Source organism: Halobacterium sp. NMX12-1 (assembly GCF_040435975.1).
Taxonomy (GTDB): Archaea; Halobacteriota; Halobacteria; order Halobacteriales; family Halobacteriaceae; genus Halobacterium; species Halobacterium hubeiense.
This window is the reverse complement of the sequence record NZ_CP159204.1, coordinates 750,605-765,094: the sequence shown is the minus strand read 5'-3', so window position 1 is coordinate 765,094 and position 14,490 is coordinate 750,605. Positions and strand designations below refer to the sequence as shown.

13 protein-coding genes are annotated in these 14,490 nt (G+C 70.4%); 9 read left to right on the top strand and 4 right to left on the bottom strand.

Annotation, left to right across the window (positions count from 1 at the left end):
- Window positions 1–115: 115 nt before the first annotated feature.
- From ABSL23_RS05485 to ABSL23_RS05475, 3 genes are all read left to right on the top strand, one after another.
- Window positions 116–415: a hypothetical protein gene (locus ABSL23_RS05485; protein WP_059055264.1), complete on the top strand. Its 300-nt coding sequence runs from the start codon at window positions 116–118 to the stop codon at window positions 413–415.
- A gap of 2 nt (window positions 416–417) precedes the next feature.
- A complete protein-coding gene (locus ABSL23_RS05480) occupies window positions 418–2,253 on the top strand; it encodes a ribosome biogenesis/translation initiation ATPase RLI (RefSeq protein WP_353634974.1) in 1,836 nt (611 codons plus the stop codon).
- A gap of 172 nt (window positions 2,254–2,425) precedes the next feature.
- Window positions 2,426–3,412: a hypothetical protein gene (locus tag ABSL23_RS05475; protein WP_353634973.1), complete on the top strand. Its 987-nt coding sequence runs from the start codon at window positions 2,426–2,428 to the stop codon at window positions 3,410–3,412.
- Between the two features lie 238 nt (window positions 3,413–3,650).
- On the opposite strand, the gene ABSL23_RS05470 is transcribed toward ABSL23_RS05475, so the two are convergent.
- Window positions 3,651–4,172, bottom strand: a complete 522-nt coding sequence (locus ABSL23_RS05470) for an archaemetzincin family Zn-dependent metalloprotease (protein WP_353634972.1) — start codon at window positions 4,170–4,172, stop codon at window positions 3,651–3,653.
- 40 nt (window positions 4,173–4,212) lie between these two features.
- Between ABSL23_RS05470 and ABSL23_RS05465 the strand changes: the two genes are divergently transcribed.
- From ABSL23_RS05465 to ABSL23_RS05455, 3 genes are read left to right on the top strand one after another with little or no spacing between them, the layout of a single operon-like run.
- Window positions 4,213–4,623, top strand: coding sequence for a UPF0146 family protein (locus ABSL23_RS05465; RefSeq protein WP_353634971.1), 411 nt, complete (start codon window positions 4,213–4,215; stop codon window positions 4,621–4,623).
- A gap of 32 nt (window positions 4,624–4,655) precedes the next feature.
- Window positions 4,656–5,531, top strand: coding sequence for a TIGR01548 family HAD-type hydrolase (locus tag ABSL23_RS05460; RefSeq protein WP_353634970.1), 876 nt, complete (start codon window positions 4,656–4,658; stop codon window positions 5,529–5,531).
- A 43-nt stretch (window positions 5,532–5,574) separates the two neighbouring features.
- Window positions 5,575–5,859, top strand: coding sequence for a hypothetical protein (locus tag ABSL23_RS05455; protein ID WP_353634969.1), 285 nt, complete (start codon window positions 5,575–5,577; stop codon window positions 5,857–5,859).
- Window position 5,860: 1 nt separating this feature from the next.
- On the opposite strand, the gene ABSL23_RS05450 is transcribed toward ABSL23_RS05455, so the two are convergent.
- Window positions 5,861–9,136, bottom strand: coding sequence for a glucodextranase DOMON-like domain-containing protein (locus ABSL23_RS05450; protein ID WP_353634968.1), 3,276 nt, complete (start codon window positions 9,134–9,136; stop codon window positions 5,861–5,863).
- Between the two features lie 117 nt (window positions 9,137–9,253).
- Between ABSL23_RS05450 and npdG the strand changes: the two genes are divergently transcribed.
- Complete coding sequence (gene npdG, locus ABSL23_RS05445) at window positions 9,254–9,922, top strand: NADPH-dependent F420 reductase (protein ID WP_353634967.1); 669 nt, start codon at window positions 9,254–9,256, stop codon at window positions 9,920–9,922.
- Here npdG and thiD read toward each other — a convergent pair.
- Together thiD and ABSL23_RS05435 are read right to left on the bottom strand one after the other, a co-directional pair.
- Window positions 9,893–11,257: a bifunctional hydroxymethylpyrimidine kinase/phosphomethylpyrimidine kinase gene (thiD, locus tag ABSL23_RS05440; protein ID WP_353634966.1), complete on the bottom strand. Its 1,365-nt coding sequence runs from the start codon at window positions 11,255–11,257 to the stop codon at window positions 9,893–9,895. The two genes, npdG and thiD, sit on opposite strands and share 30 nt — an antisense overlap.
- Entirely contained in the window at window positions 11,257–12,186 is a 930-nt protein-coding gene (locus ABSL23_RS05435) for a sulfide-dependent adenosine diphosphate thiazole synthase (RefSeq protein WP_353634965.1), read from the bottom strand. The genes thiD and ABSL23_RS05435 overlap by 1 nt, the downstream gene beginning before the upstream one ends.
- Before the next feature lie 276 nt (window positions 12,187–12,462).
- Between ABSL23_RS05435 and ABSL23_RS05430 the strand changes: the two genes are divergently transcribed.
- Window positions 12,463–13,269: a hypothetical protein gene (locus tag ABSL23_RS05430; RefSeq protein WP_353634964.1), complete on the top strand. Its 807-nt coding sequence runs from the start codon at window positions 12,463–12,465 to the stop codon at window positions 13,267–13,269.
- Between the two features lie 37 nt (window positions 13,270–13,306).
- A complete protein-coding gene (locus tag ABSL23_RS05425; protein WP_353634963.1) occupies window positions 13,307–14,488 on the top strand; it encodes an inorganic phosphate transporter in 1,182 nt (393 codons plus the stop codon).
- The last annotated feature ends 2 nt before the right edge of the window (window positions 14,489–14,490 follow it).

Here is a 14,490-nt window from a genome sequence, read left to right as displayed (position 1 = left end):
TTCGAAACACTCCACGCGCTTAAAACTGCGGGAGCTACTCCCACGGGCGGCGGGCACCGCGATGGGTCGTTCGGCAAGCGAACACCTTTTGAGCGCGGCTCTCGGACGTGTGGGTATGACAGAAACAGTGGACCCGACGGCTGCCCACCGGCGCAGCCTGAAGGTGACCACAATCGCCACTCTGGGCGGCGTCGCCGCGGCGTTCGCCTCGGAGGCGGTCGTCGCCGACGCGACCAGCCGCACGGGGCTGCTCGTGTTGCTCGGCGTGGTCGCCGTCGAACTCGGGCTGATGCGCGCGACCGGCGTCGACGTCACCGACTTCTCGGCGAAAGACCACCTCTACGTCGGCTTCATGTCGTTCGCCCTCTGGTTCATCACGTGGGGCGTACTGCTCTCGGAAGGCATCACCTTCTAACGATGGCCGACGACAGCATCGCGGTCGTGGACCTCGACAGGTGTCAGCCCGACCGATGTAACTACGAGTGTTCGAACTACTGCCCGCCGAACCGGACGGGCAAGGAGTGCATCACGCTGCGCGGCGAGGAGGCCGAGGACGGCGACCCCGACCAGGTCCGCATCAGCGAGGAGATCTGCCTCGGGGAGTCGTGTGGCATCTGCGTCGAGAAGTGTCCCTTCGACGCCATCGAGATTATCAACCTCCCGCAGGAGCTCGACGACGAGCCCACGCACCGCTACGGCGAGAACGCGTTCTCGCTGTACGGCCTCCCCGTGCCGGAGTCCGGGAAGGTCACGGGGCTGCTCGGCCCGAACGGCATCGGGAAGTCCACCGCGGTGAAGATTCTCGCCGGCGAAATCACGCCGAACCTCGGCCGCCACGAGGACGAACCATCGTGGGACGAGGTCGTCGACGAGTACCGCGGCACCGAGCTCCAGGACTACCTCGAAGCCGTGCGCGCCGGCGACATCGACGTCGCGCGAAAACCCCAGTACGTCGACCAGATTCCCGACCAGTTCGACGGCACCACCCGCGAACTACTCGAACGCACGGACGAACGGGGCGTCCTCGACGACCTCGTCGACCGGCTCTCGATTCGCCCGGTCATCGACCAGTCCATCGACTCGCTGTCGGGCGGCGAGCTCCAGCGCGTGGCGCTGGCGGCGACGCTGGCCCGCGACGCGGACTTCTACTTCGTGGACGAGCTCACGCCGTACCTCGACATTGGCCAGCGCGTCACCGCCGCGCGCATCGTCCGCGAGCTCGCCGAAGAGGAGGACAAGGCCGTGCTGGTCGTCGAACACGACCTCGCCGTGCTGGACCTGCTCGCGGACTCCATCCACGTCGCGTACGGTGAGCCCTCCGTATATGGTGTCGTCACGCCGCCGAAGAGCGTGCGCAACGGCATCAACGAGTACCTGAAGGGCTACCTCGACAACGAGAACATGCGCATCCGGCCGGAGGCGATTACGTTCGAGGAGCACGCGCCCCGGGAGACCTCGACGGCGGAGACGTTGGTCTCGTACCCGGACCTCACGAAGTCCTACGGCGACGGCGAGTTCACGCTGTCCGTCGACGGCGGCGACATCAACCGCAACGAAGTGCTTGGCGTCGTCGGCCCGAACGGCATCGGGAAGTCCACGTTCGCCCAACTGCTGGCGGGCGACCTCGACGCGACGAGCGTCGCCGGCGAGGCGGGCGCGGACCTCGACGTCGGGCTGGACATCGCGTACAAGCCCCAGTACGTCGAGGCCGACCAGCACATCCGCGTGGACGCGTTCCTCTCCTCGATCACCGACGACTTCGGCACGAGCTACTGGAACACCGAAATCGGCGACCCGCTCCAGCTCGACCCGATTCTCGAACAGAATCTGACGGACCTCTCGGGCGGGGAGCGCCAGCGCGTCGCCATCGCCGCGACGCTGTCGAAGGACGCCGACCTCTACCTGCTGGACGAGCCGAGCGCGCACCTCGACGTCGAGCAGCGCGTGCTCGCGACCCGCGCCATCCGGCGGTTCGCGGAGAACCGCGAGACCACCGTGATGGTCATCGACCACGACATCTACATGATCGACCTCGTGAGCGACCGCCTGATGGTGTTCGACGGCGAGCCCGCCGAACACGGCCGCGCCTCGACGCCGCAGCCGATGCGCTCGGGCATGAACGAGTTCCTCGCGAACCTCGACGTCACCTTCCGCCGCGACGAGAACCTCGGCCGCCCGCGCATCAACAAGCCCGGCAGCCAGCTCGACAAGCAGCAGAAGCGCGACGGCGAGTACTACTACACGACCGAGTAGCGCGCCGACGCGCCACTCGCGGTTTTTCCGAGGAGACTCTCGTGACCCATCGCCCGAGACGGCTGTTCCGCCCGGAGAGCCGCTTAACCCGACTTAATCGGCGTTAATTGTACGGAAGTCGCGTCCACGGTCCCGCGGGTATAAGCCCCGGGACGCCCAACGACCGGTCGAGATGAAAGCGACCGTACTGCTCGTGACTGCGCTCCTCGTCGTCGGCGCCGCGGCGCCGATGGCGGTCGCCGCGTCGACGGCCGACGGGTCGGCGGCGGCCGACGCCGTGATGACGCAGGAGGAGGACGCAGCGAACGGGACCGACAACGAGACAGAGACGGCGCCCGGCGCCAGGCTCGCCGGCGTCGTCGGCGTGCAGGGCGCCGAAGTCGAGGGCGAGGTCGAGCAGCGGTCGCTGAGGGAGCGGCTCAGGGCCGCGAACTCGAACGCTTCGAAGGCGTCGGTGGTCGCCAACCAGACGCGGACCCTCGACCAGCGCCTCGAAGAGCTCCGCGAGCGCAAGCAGGAACTGGAGGCGGCCCGCGAGAACATCCCCCCGGGGCGCTACCGCGGCGAGGTGGCGGGGCTCGCGGCCCGGATTTCGACGCTGCAAGCGATGAGCAACGAGACCGCCGACACCGCCCGTAGCCTGCCCGCCGGCGAGCTCGAAGCCCACGGCGTGAACGTCTCGGCGCTTGACCGGCTGCGGACGTCCGCGAGCAACCTCTCGGGCCCCGAGGTCGCGGCCATCGCCCGTGACATCGCCGGCCCGCCCGGGAACCGCAGCGCGGGGCCGCCGTTCGGCAACGGCATGGGCGGCCCGCCGAGTGACGTGCCCGGCGCCGACGAGGACAACGAGACTGACGGCGGCCCGGGGAACGCGCCCGGTGCGCCCGGGAACGCGCCGGCCAATCCCGGCAACGACAGTGACGCCGGCAACGCGACGGACGACGACACCGCCGGCCCCAGCGTGGACGCGCCCGGCAACGACTCGGACGCGAACACGACCGAGACGAACGACGGCAGCGACGCCGACGGCGGCGACGCTAACGCCGGTGGCGCCGACAGCGGTGGCGACGCTGGCCCGCCCGACGACGCGGGCAACGGGAACGACTCGCCCGGTCGCTCGCTGGTCGATTGGAGCGCGCTCGCCGCGCTACTCCCCTAGTCGCGGTACGGTCGCAGTCAGTTCTTCGTCGCGGGATTCACCGAACACAGGAACGGCAGAGCGAAGCAACCGATACCGAGCATCCGCGAGCGAGCGGTCCAACGGACCCGAGCGACGCGGTTCACCGAGCGCGAACGCAGTGAGCGCTCGGGCCGACGAGCGACCGTAGGGAGCGAGGAGTGCTTTTGGCCGAGCTTTTACCGAGCGCGCCGAAGGCGCGCGCAGCGTAAAAGGTCGTTCAGAAGACCGTTCGCTGGCAGCTCCCGCAGAGGTGCTGTTCCTTGCGGTCGACTTCGCGGACGGTCGGGGAGAAGTTCATCGCGCAGCGGTTGTTGTCGCAGTGTTCGAGGCCGAGCGTGTGCCCGAGTTCGTGGACGACTTCCTTGCGGACGCGGTCGGCGAAGACGTCGCTGGCGGGGCGCTCGGAGAAGCCGCCGTCGCTGGAGGTCTGGAGGCGGTACGTGGAGACGACGCAGCCGCGGCCGTCGAGGTACGCGAGCCCGAAGACGTAGTTGCGGCGGCGGTAGTAGAGGTCCTCGGGCGTGATGGCGATGGTCTTGTCGCCGTTGCCGGCGCGGGTGGCGACGTCGATGAACTCGGCGGCGCGGTACTGGCCGCGGGCGTCGTCGTACGCGCTCTCGGGGACGGGTTGTTCTGTCGCGACGACGACGTCGCAGTCGTAGATGCTCCGAAGGCTCGCAGAGGCCTCGCGTTTGACGTTCGCGGGAACGTCGCCGACGGGCACGATGTCGACCCGCATTGGGACGACGTTAAGCGCCGCGAGATATAAACATCCCGGCATGAGCAACCCGCCCGCAGTCGTGGACCTGCTGGCCGGCTACCGGCGGCTCGTCGAGGTCGGCGTGGGCCGGCGGCCGGACGTGGCGGCCGAGCTGGCGGCTCGCGGGCGGGACGTGACCGCGACGGACGTCCGCGAGCGCGAAGTCCCGGAGGGCGTGGCGTTCGCGTGCGACGACGTGATCGAGCCCGATTCTGCGGTGTACGCGGACGCGGACGCCGTGTACGCGCTGAACTGCCCGCCCGAACTCCACCGGCCGCTCGTAGCGGTGGCGGAGGCGGCGGACGCGGCGTGCCTGTTCACGACGCTGGGCGGCGACCAGCCCGCGGTTCCCGTCGAGCGCCGGACCGTCGCTTCGGGGACGCTGTACGTCGCGCGGGAGCGCGGCGATTCGGGGCGTCCGGGGACGTAACTGTCTTTTCGGCGGGCCGCGTCGGTCGGGACATGGAAGTGGACGCGGTCGTGCTCGACGTCGACGGCGTGCTCGTGGACGTCGCGGACTCCTACCGGCGCGCCATCGTAGAGTCGGTCCAGTACGTCTACGGGGACACCATCGAGAAGGCCGCCGTCCAGCAGTTCAAGGACGCGGGCGGGTTCAACAACGACTGGACGCTGACCGACGCCGCGGCGCTGTTCGTGCTCGCGAAGCGCGAGGGGTACGCGGGCGACGTCGGCGAGTTCACCGACCAGATAGCCGCGCACGGCGGCGGGCTCGCGGGCGCGGAGGAGGTCGTGGAGTCCCACCTCGACCCGGGCGGCGTCGAGCGCGTGCGCGAGGACTGGCGCCCCGACCGGCTCCGCGAGGTGTTCCAGCAGCTCTACCTCGGCAGCGACCTCTACGAGGAACTGGAGGGCGCAGAGCCCGACCTCCCCGAAGAGGAGGGGTACATCAACGACGAGCCGGTCATCGTGACGCCGGAGACCGTCGACGCGCTCACCAGCCGGTTCCCGGTCGGCGTGCTGACCGGGCGGCCCGAGGCGGAGGCCGAAATCGCGCTGGAGCGCGTGGGGCTGGACGTGCCCGACGAGTACCGGTTCACGATGGACGACTGGGAGGAGGGGAAACCGCACCCGCGGGCATTGATTGCGCTCGCCGAACGCGCGGGCGCCGACAGCGTGGCGTTCGTCGGTGACACGCTCGACGACGTCGAGACCGTGCTGAACGCGCGAGAAGCGGACCCCGACCGGACGTACTACGCGTTCGGCGTGCTGACGGGCGGGCTGACGGGGCCGGAGGGCCGCCGGAAGTACGAGGACGCGGGCGCGGACGGCGTGCTGGACTCCGTCAACGACCTCCCCGAGGTCGTCCAGCCGCGGTAGCGCGGCCACATCGCATAACACGCTGGCCGCCGCAGCCACCCGCATGGACGAACTCGTGACGATTCTCCGCGAGCAGGAAGCCGGCCCGGTGCACGTCGAGGTCGACGACGAGTGGGAGCACGACGTCGAACTCGAGGAAGCAGAAGAAGGCGAACGGGGGTTCTACGCCGAGGGCCGCGACCTCGAAGCGGACAACGTCTTGTTCCGATTCACGACGCCGAAGACCAGCGACGAGCGCGTGACCGTCGAGCGCCGCCACGCCCGCGACGACGAGTGGGAGGAACTCGGCGAGCTCACGGGCGTGGACGTCGAGACCCACGTCGGGTAGCTCAGAGGTCGACGTACGGAATCGTCGCCGTCTCCGTGTCGGTGTACGCGAGCGCGTCGGCGTTCGTCACGCCCTCGGGCGTCACGAGGTCGACGACGTTCGGCGCGTTGTCGTTGCGCGCGCCGCCGAAGTAGTAGCCGGAGTTCGACGCCTGCACCTGCCGGATGCGGCCCGGAGCGCTCCCCTCTTGGGAGAGCAGCAGGGGCGCGATGCGCTTGCCGGCGAGCGACCCGCCGAACGCGCGCTTCGGCACCTCGATTTTCAGCGCGTCCAGCGACTGGTACGCGGAGACGGACACGTCGCTGGTGACCGTCGTGCCGTCGGCGGCCTCGACTTGCGGTGGGTTCCACCCCTCGACGAACACGCGCTGCTGGTAGGGCGCCTCGAAGGTGGCGTTGACGCCCTCGCGGGCGTCGACGGTGCCGTCGTCGGCGGCGGGGTCGCTGACGTACACCTGCACGGACTGGAGGCTGAACCCGTTGCCGCCCCACGGGTTCGTGAGCGGGCCGGCCAGCGAGACGAGGAACTGGACGGTCGCGTCGGTCTCGTAGACGCCGAAGGTGTCGACGTCGAAGACGCCGTCCTGGAAGACGTCCGCGGTCGGGTGCGTGTAGTGGCCGGGGCCGTGGTCGTCGCCGGTGGCGTCGTCGAACTCCGCAATCGGGTCGCCGACGTCGGCGTACGCGACGGTCTTCCGGGCGACCGTGGTGCCCGCCGCCGCGACGTCGCCGCCGTCCGCGGCGACCACGGTGATGCGGGTTTCGCCGTCCGGCAGTTCGACGGTGGTCTCGAAGGCGCCGTCCTCGACGGGGACGCTGCGGGTGTCGCCGAGCGCGCTCACGACGACTTCCTCGGCGTCCGTGGTGCCGGAGACGGTCGCGGGCTGCTCGCCGACGACACGGGGCGGGAACGACACGTCCAGCGACGGCCCCTCGGGCGCCGCGCCGTCGGCGTAGCGGTCGCGGACGGCTGCCGGGGTCTCCACGGGCTCGCCGGCGTCCAGCGAGTGCGCGAGCCGGACGAACTGCGCCATGCTCCACGACAGCGGCGTCGCCGAGCCCGTTCCTTCGCCGAACTCCCAGCCGAACGCGGTCGGCTCCTCGCGGTCCCAGACCTGCTCGGGGAGCATCCGGCCGTCGTTGGCGAACCCGGCCATCGTGCGGAGCAGCGCCGCGGGGTCCTCGTCGCCCGCGAGCAGCTCGTACTCCGCGCGCTCGCCGGTGAAAATCGGCCACAGGCGGCCCTTCCCGGCGTTGTCGAGGCTCCACGGGGCGCCCGCGCGGTACTGGCCGGAGCCGTCCTGCTCGCCGTAGCCGTCGCCGTTGTACCGGTAGAACGCGGGGCCGTGGGGCGTCTCCACGCGGATGGCGTCGTCCACGACGGAGACGGAGTTCTGGACGACCGGGTCGTCGGCGGGCTTCACGCCGAGGCGGACGAGTTCGAGGAAGCCGGCGTCGACGACCGCGCGCTCGTCGAGCGTCGGCCCGCCGTTGGCGAGGCTCCGCGGCGCGCCGTCGTCGGGGTCGCGGTCGTCGTTGACGCGGACGTAGTACGGCGTGGGTTCGTTGCCGTCCGCGCCGGTCTCGGTCGCCATCCACGCCTCGGTGTTGGCCTGCCAGTGGTCCGCGAGCGCGAGGTAGAGGAGCGCGTCCTCGCGGGCGTCGGCGTCGGCCGCGAGGTGCGCGGCGCCGACCAGCCCCGCGATTTCCGCAGCGGTCGTCGACGGCGAGAGACCACTCTCCTCCTCCCAGCGCTCTTGGCCGGTCTCGGGGCCGTGGGCGGCGACGTAGTCGGCGGACGCCTTCACGTCGGCGTAGTCGAAGTCGAGGTCCGCGAGGTCGTGGTCGTGGCGCTCGACGAGCTGGTGGGCCAGCAGGCTCGGGAACGCGATTTCGTCGAGCTGTTCGCCGCCCCAGCGCGTGCGGCCGTCGAGGTACGTGTTCTGCGGGAGGAAGCCGTCCTCGCGCTGCTGGACGCCGTAGAGGTACTCGACGGCGGCGCGCATCGACTCGACGTCGCCCATCGCCTCGAAGGCGGTCGCGGACTGGTAGAGGTCGCGGCCCCAGACGTAGTTGTAGCCGTAGTCGCTGGGCTCGTTCGCCTGCACTTCGGTCCCCCACGGCACGCACAGCGCCGCCAGTCCCGCGCCCGGGAACTGCTTTGACTCGGCGGCCTTCAGCGCCATCGCGGCGAAGTTGTACTGGGGTTCGAGGACGTCGTCGCCGGCGACCGACGCGGGCGCGTCGACGCCGCGCAGCCACGTCCGCCACGACTTCGCGTACTTCGCTCGCGTGGCGTCGAACGATCGCTGGAGGCTGCCCGTGGCTTCGTCGAGGGCGGCGGCTTCGTCGGCGTCCTCGGCGAACCCGAGCGCCACCGTCTCCGAGAGCGCGGCTCCGGACCCGATGCGCGCGGTGAGCGCGACGTTCCCGGACGCGCTCTCGTAGGCCGTCGAGGCGTCGCCGGCCGTGAGCAGCGGGGAGAGGCTGTCCCCGCCGACCACGTCGGCGCTCGCCCACTCGAAGCCGCTGCGCGCGGCGAGCGCGATTGCGACGTTGTACGGGTCGCCGTTCTCGTCGCGAATCACGGCCCGGTCGTCGTTCTCGCCGGTGTCGCGGGCGGTGAGCGCGTACGCGGGGCCGCGGCCCTTCGCTTTGCCGTTGCCCTTACCGCCGCCCTTCGCTTCGCCGTTGCCCTTCGCCTCGCGGAGCTGGCGGACGGTGGCGTCGTCGCCGAACCCGGAGTTCGAGAGCGCGAGGTCGCAGACGACGTAGACGTCGTACTCGTCGCCGGCGCCGTCGAAGTCGACGTCGGCGAGCACCGCGTCGCCGGCGGGGTCGGCGGCGTACTCCACGGCCACCTCCCAGCCGCGCTCGGGGTCGGTCACCGTCTGTCGGAACAGGAGCGCGTCGTCGGCTATCGGCTCCGTCGTTCGTTCGAGGCCGTCGCCGGTGCGGTCCACCTGGAACGTGCGGGCGGCGTACTCGCTGTCGGGGTCGGCGACGAGCACGTCCAGCGTCCGCACGTTCGTCAGGTCCGCGCGCGGGAAGCGAGCCTGCGCGAGCGCGCCCTCGGTGAGCGTGTACCAGACGCGGGAGTGGTCGTCGGCCGCGTGGTCGGCGACGGTGCCGACGCCGTACTGCTCGCCGGTCGTCCAGTACGCGTCGTCGCCGCCGGCCGGCGCGCCGGCAGCCGCGACGTTCCCGGAGCCGGCGACGGCGGCCGCCGCACCGGTGCCGAGCGCTTTCAACAGCGTTCGCCTGTCGAGTGTTGGCATGCGACTCGACCCAGCGCACTCCGAAACTTAATGGTTTATGTCGTAAATTATTTCTCCGGCCGGCGGGCGCGGCGGTGCCCACACAATTCTTAACCGCGCGCCGGGAGACAGTGAGGTATGCGAATCGCGTTACTCGGCGGGACTGGCGACATCGGCGAAGGGCTGGCGCTGCGGTGGGCGTACGACACCGACCACGAGGTCGTCGTCGGCTCGCGGGACCCCGAGCGCGCCCGCGGGAAGGCCGAGGAGTACGAGACCGAGCTGGACAGCCGCGGCGTCGACGAGAAGATCACGGGGTTCGCCAACGAGATGGCGGCCGACCGCGCGGACGTCGTGGTGCTGGCGGTGCCGCCGTACCACGTCGCGGACCTCGTGGCCGAAATCGCCGAGCGCATCGACGAGGACACCCTGCTCGTGTCGCCCGCGGTCGGGATGAAGAAGCGCGAGGGCGGCTTCGACTACAATCCGCCGAGCGCGGGCAGCGTCACCGAGCTCGTCGCGGAGACGGCGCCCGACGAGGTGCCCGTGGTGGGGGCGTTCCAGAACCTCGCGGCCGACCGGCTGGCGAACCTCGACGTGGAACTGGACCTCGACACGCTCGTCGTCGGGGACGACGGCGACGCCAAGGAGAACGTCGTCTCGCTGGCGGAGGGCATCGAGGGCCTCCGCGCGCTGGACGCCGGGCCGCTGGCGAACGCCGCGGAGGTGGAGTCGCTGACGCCGCTCTTGGTGGACCTCGCGCTCCACAACGACGGCCTACACGACGTCGGCGTCACGTTCGAGTGACGCGACCTCGCTGAGCTTCTCCAGCAGCGCGTCGGCGTCTTCGGCGACCACGCGAATCATCGCTTCCTTCCCGACTGCGCCGCGGTCGACGACGGCGTCGGGCGCGGCCTCGCGGTCGGTCATCGCTTCGCGCGCGGACCAGTCCATCGTGCCGTCGGCGTCTTCGGGTTCGTCCGTGCGGTCGATGCGCTCGACGTCCCAGCGCTCGCGCAGCGCCGCCTCGCGCTCCCGGCTCCAGCGGACGTTCCCGGCCGCGGAAACCCGCGGGTCGCGTTCGCGGACGCCGAGCAGGAAGCGCGCGACGTGACTGGACGCGCCCGGCGCGACGCCGCCCGCGGCGCGGACGCCGCGCTTCGTCGCGTGCAGGCGGCCGTCGACCGCGACCACGTCCTCAGGCGTGGCGGCGTCGGCGGGCGCGACAGCGACGTTCGTCCCGACTTCGGGCACGAGTTCGGGCGGCCACTCGCGTTCGAGCGCGGCGACCGCGTCACGGACCGCTTCGATGGACTCGGCCACGTCGCCGGTCGCGTGCGAGCCGTCCGGGACGGCGCGCTGGCCGTCCACGATTGCGGCGTGGTCGACGGGGCCAGCGCCCGACCCGAGCGAGAGGTCCGACGCGATGGCGCGAGTGACGGCGTCGACGCCGCGCTCGACCGCACGCTCGGAGTCGTCGCCGGCGGCGAGGCGGGCGGCGATGGCGGCCGAGAGCGTGCAGCCGGAGCCGTGCGTGTCGTCGGTGTCGACGCGCTCGCGGGAGAACGCCCGCATCGTCTCGCCGGCGTAGACGTCCACGGGGTCGCCGTCGAGGTGGCCGCCGGTCAGGAGGACCGCGTCGGGGCCGAGGTCGCGGACGGCCTCGGCGGCTTCGCGGAGGTCGGCTTCGTCCTCGATTTCGACGCCGGCGAGCAGTTCGGCCTCCGGGACGTTCGGCGTGGCGACCGTCGCTTCCGGGAGCAGGTCGTCGCGGACGGCGTCGACGCCGCGCTCGGTGAGCAGGCGGTCGCCGGACTGCGCGACGACCACGGGGTCGACGACGACCGGGAAGTCAGCCTCCCCGAGAGCGTCGGCGACGTCCGCGACCACGTCGGCGTCCCCGAGCATCCCGGTCTTCGCGGCGGCGACGTCGAAGTCCGAGGTTACAGCGTCGTACTGCGCGCGGACCGTCTCGGGGTCGAGGACGGTGCTGTGAGTGACGCCGGTGGTGTTCTGAGCGGTGACGGCGGTGAGTGCGGACGCGCCGAACGCGCCGCAGGCCTCGAACGTCTTCAGGTCGGCCTGTACGCCGGCGCCGCCGCCGCTGTCCGAGCCCGCAATCGTGAGGGCGACGGGGCGCATCAGTCGTCGGCGGCGGGCGCGGCCCGCGACGGGAGGTCGACGCGCGGTTCGTCGGTGCCGAGTTCGTCCATGACGGCGTTCGCGGCGGCCTTCCCGGAGAGCAGCATCGCGCCGAACGTCGGCCCCATGCGCGTGAGGCCGTGGACGGTCGCCGTGGAGAGGCCGGCCGTGACGAGGCCGTCGTGGACCTTGCCGGTCTGCTCGACGACCTTGTCCTCGCTGTCGGCGACCCACATCGAGTCGTGGCCGGGGGAGTCGTGGCCGGGCGCGCCGTACTCGCCGTCCGCGGTCTTGTCCATGCCCGTGTTGTGCTCGTCGGCGTGCTCGATGCCCTCGGCGTCGACGACGCCGCGCTCCTGGAGCTTGGAGACGACGACGGCGTCGTGGCCGGTGGCGTCGACGACCACGTCGGACTCGACGGCGATGGGGTCGACGCAGGTGAGTTCGCGGGGGAGCGAGTGGACGGGCGTCCAGTTCATCACGACGCCCGCGACCTCGTGGTCGTCGCGCACGACGACGTCCGTGAACTCGGTCATGTTCTGGATGCGCGCGCCGGCGTCGCAGGCGGCCTTGATGAGCGACGAGCAGGCGTGCGGGCCGTCCGCGACCGCCAGCCCCTCCGTCTCGTCGTCGTACTCGTAGGGGACGCCGAGGTCGTCGAGGACGTCGTCGGCGGGCGCGCGGACGGTGAGCTTGTTCATCAGGAAGCCGCCGAGCCAGAACCCGCCACCGAGGTAGTTGTTCTTCTCGACGACGGTGACGTCGACGTCGCGCTCGGCGAGCTCCTTGGCGGCCATCAGCCCGGAGGGGCCGCCGCCGACGATGATGACGTCGGTCTCGGTGTCGTCGATGAACTCCTCTGTCCACTGGCGGGCGATTGCGCGCGTGACCTGTGCTTCGTCGGCGTCGGCGAACGAGTCGAACGACATATTCGCTAGTGATACAACCGGCTACTTATCGGTTGGGGTGTGGGACTGCGGCGGCGGGCCGATAGCCGAGTTTCAGCGTCGAGCGGCCTCGGGCAGGGCGGACACCCGTTGCCGGGAGACCCCACCCATCGGAATCCCTTTCTCCGTGCGCGCCCTCCGTGTTAGTATCACATTTCTCGTCCACCGTAGCCCGTTAGCGCCGGGCTACACACGGTCGCGTGGCTTGCAAACGACCTGCACAGCGGGCGGCGCGTTCGCGCAGTCGGAGGTGAGTGCATGAACCCGAACCGCGTGGACAGTCTCACCGACCTCGTGTACGGCGTGCTCATCTTCGTCTCGGTGGCGCTGTTCTCGGTCGTCGGCACCCGGACCGGGCTGGCGTTCGGGCTGGGCGTGCTGGCGTCGTACGTCGTGCACATCGCGTGGAAGATGGCGCGCTTCGACCCCGACTGGATGACCGAAGCGGTCACCGACACCGTCGAGGAGACCGTCAGCGAGACCGTCGACGAGACGGTCGAGGAGAAGGTCGGCGAAACAGTCGAGGAAACCGTCGAAGAGACCGTCGAGAAGTCCGTCGGCGAAACCGTCGACAAGACCGTGGAGGCCAGCGTCGAGGAGACGGTCGGCGAGACAGTCGAAGAGAAAGTCGGCGAAACAGTCGAGCAGACCGTCGAAGAGACGGTGGGCGAGACGGTCGAGGAGAAGGTCGGCGAGACTGTCGAGGAAACCGTCGAGAAGACTGTCGAGGAGACAGTGGGCGAGACAGTCGAGGAGAAAGTCGGCGAAACTGTCGAGGAAACCGTCGAGAAAACCGTCGAAGAAACTGTGGGTGAAACGGTCGAGGAGAAAGTCGGCGAAACTGTCGAGGAGACTGTCGAGGAGACTGTCGAGGAGACGGTGGAGAAGACCGTCGAGAAGACGGTGGAGCAGACGACGGGCGACGCCGAGACCGACGAATCCGTCGAGGAGAAAGTCGAAGCCGTCGAGGAGCGGTACGGCGACGAGGACGGCGAAGACCAGGACGGCGAGGAGGAGAAGCGGTCGCGAGACGACGTCGAACCCGACGAGGACGAGCCCAAATGAGCGCGCTCGTCACGCGGACCGACAGCGGGGTGGCGGCGTGATTAGCGTCCTGCTGCTCGTGGGCATCCTGGTGGCGATGTTCGTCGGGTTCAACGTCGGCGGGTCGACGACCGGCCCCGCGTTCGGGCCGGCGGTCGGCGCGGACGCCATCTCGAAGCCCGTCGCGGCGCTGCTGATGACCGTGTTCTTCGCCGTCGGCGCGTGGACGCTCGGCCGCCGCGTCGTGGACACGCTCGGGCGCGAGCTCGTCACGAACCCCGGCATCTTCACGCTGGAGGCCAGCATCGGCGTGCTGTTCTTCGTCGGGCTGGCGCTGTTCGTCGGGAACTTCTTCGGCGTGCCCGCCTCCACGTCGATGACCGCCGTGGGCGCCATCGCGGGACTCGGCGTCTCCCAGAACGCCCTCGACTGGGCGGTGTTCGGCGAAATCGCCATCTGGTGGCTGGTCGCGCCCGTCATCGGCTTCTGGGTGTCGCTGGTCGTCGGCCGATACTTCTACGCGCGGCTCCACCGGCTCATCGCGATGGAGCGCAGCGGCGGCGACCTGCTGGAACTCGACCGGTCGGGCGTCGTCCCGGTGCCGCGGCCGACGGAGACGACGAACCGCCGCGAGCTGTGGGGCGTCACGACGGTCATCGCCATCGGGTGTTTGATGGCGTTCAGTTCGGGGACGAGCAACGTCGCCAACGCCATCGCGCCGCTCGTCGGCAGCGGCGTCCTCGAGATGAACCCAGCCATCGTCATCGGCTGCGTGGCGGTCGGCATCGGCGCGTTCACCATCGCGCGCCGCACGCTCGAAACGATGGGCAGCGACATCACGGAACTCCCGCTGACCGCGGCCATCGTCGTCGCGGTCGTGAGCGCGTCGCTGGTCATCTTCCTGTCGGCCATCGGCATCCCCGCGAGCTTCGTCGTCATCGCCACCATGTCCATCGTCGGCCTCGGCTGGGGGCGCGCGACGCGGCCCGTCTCGGTTCCCGACGCCGTCCGCGGCGAGGGCGAGGTTCCCGTCTCTGTAGGTGGGCTCGCCGCCGACGAGGAGGGCGACGAGGAAGTGCCGGAAATCGGCGAGGAGGAGCCCGAGGACATCCCGAGCGCGTCGGACCTCTTCGACCCCGGGACGACCGCGCGGGTCGTCCTGATGCAGAACGTCGTCCCGATGCTGGCGACCGTCGGCGCCTACCTCACGTTCCGCTTCGTCCCCGTCTTCGGCTTCTGACG

What these genes read in the sequence shown, in the direction of transcription:
- ABSL23_RS05475 (WP_353634973.1), top strand. Translation starts at nt 2,426, where the DNA reads ATGAAAGCGACCGTACTGCTCGTGACTGCGCTCCTCGTCGTCGGCGCC.
- ABSL23_RS05435 (WP_353634965.1), bottom strand. Translation starts at nt 12,186, where the DNA reads ATGTCGTTCGACTCGTTCGCCGACGCCGACGAAGCACAGGTCACGCGC.
- ABSL23_RS05450 (WP_353634968.1), bottom strand. Translation starts at nt 9,136, where the DNA reads ATGCCAACACTCGACAGGCGAACGCTGTTGAAAGCGCTCGGCACCGGT.
- ABSL23_RS05455 (WP_353634969.1), top strand. Translation starts at nt 5,575, where the DNA reads ATGGACGAACTCGTGACGATTCTCCGCGAGCAGGAAGCCGGCCCGGTG.
- thiD (WP_353634966.1), bottom strand. Translation starts at nt 11,257, where the DNA reads ATGCGCCCCGTCGCCCTCACGATTGCGGGCTCGGACAGCGGCGGCGGC.
- ABSL23_RS05480 (WP_353634974.1), top strand. Translation starts at nt 418, where the DNA reads ATGGCCGACGACAGCATCGCGGTCGTGGACCTCGACAGGTGTCAGCCC.
- ABSL23_RS05485 (WP_059055264.1), top strand. Translation starts at nt 116, where the DNA reads ATGACAGAAACAGTGGACCCGACGGCTGCCCACCGGCGCAGCCTGAAG.
- ABSL23_RS05460 (WP_353634970.1), top strand. Translation starts at nt 4,656, where the DNA reads ATGGAAGTGGACGCGGTCGTGCTCGACGTCGACGGCGTGCTCGTGGAC.
- npdG (WP_353634967.1), top strand. Translation starts at nt 9,254, where the DNA reads ATGCGAATCGCGTTACTCGGCGGGACTGGCGACATCGGCGAAGGGCTG.
- ABSL23_RS05465 (WP_353634971.1), top strand. Translation starts at nt 4,213, where the DNA reads ATGAGCAACCCGCCCGCAGTCGTGGACCTGCTGGCCGGCTACCGGCGG.
- ABSL23_RS05430 (WP_353634964.1), top strand. Translation starts at nt 12,463, where the DNA reads ATGAACCCGAACCGCGTGGACAGTCTCACCGACCTCGTGTACGGCGTG.
- ABSL23_RS05470 (WP_353634972.1), bottom strand. Translation starts at nt 4,172, where the DNA reads ATGCGGGTCGACATCGTGCCCGTCGGCGACGTTCCCGCGAACGTCAAA.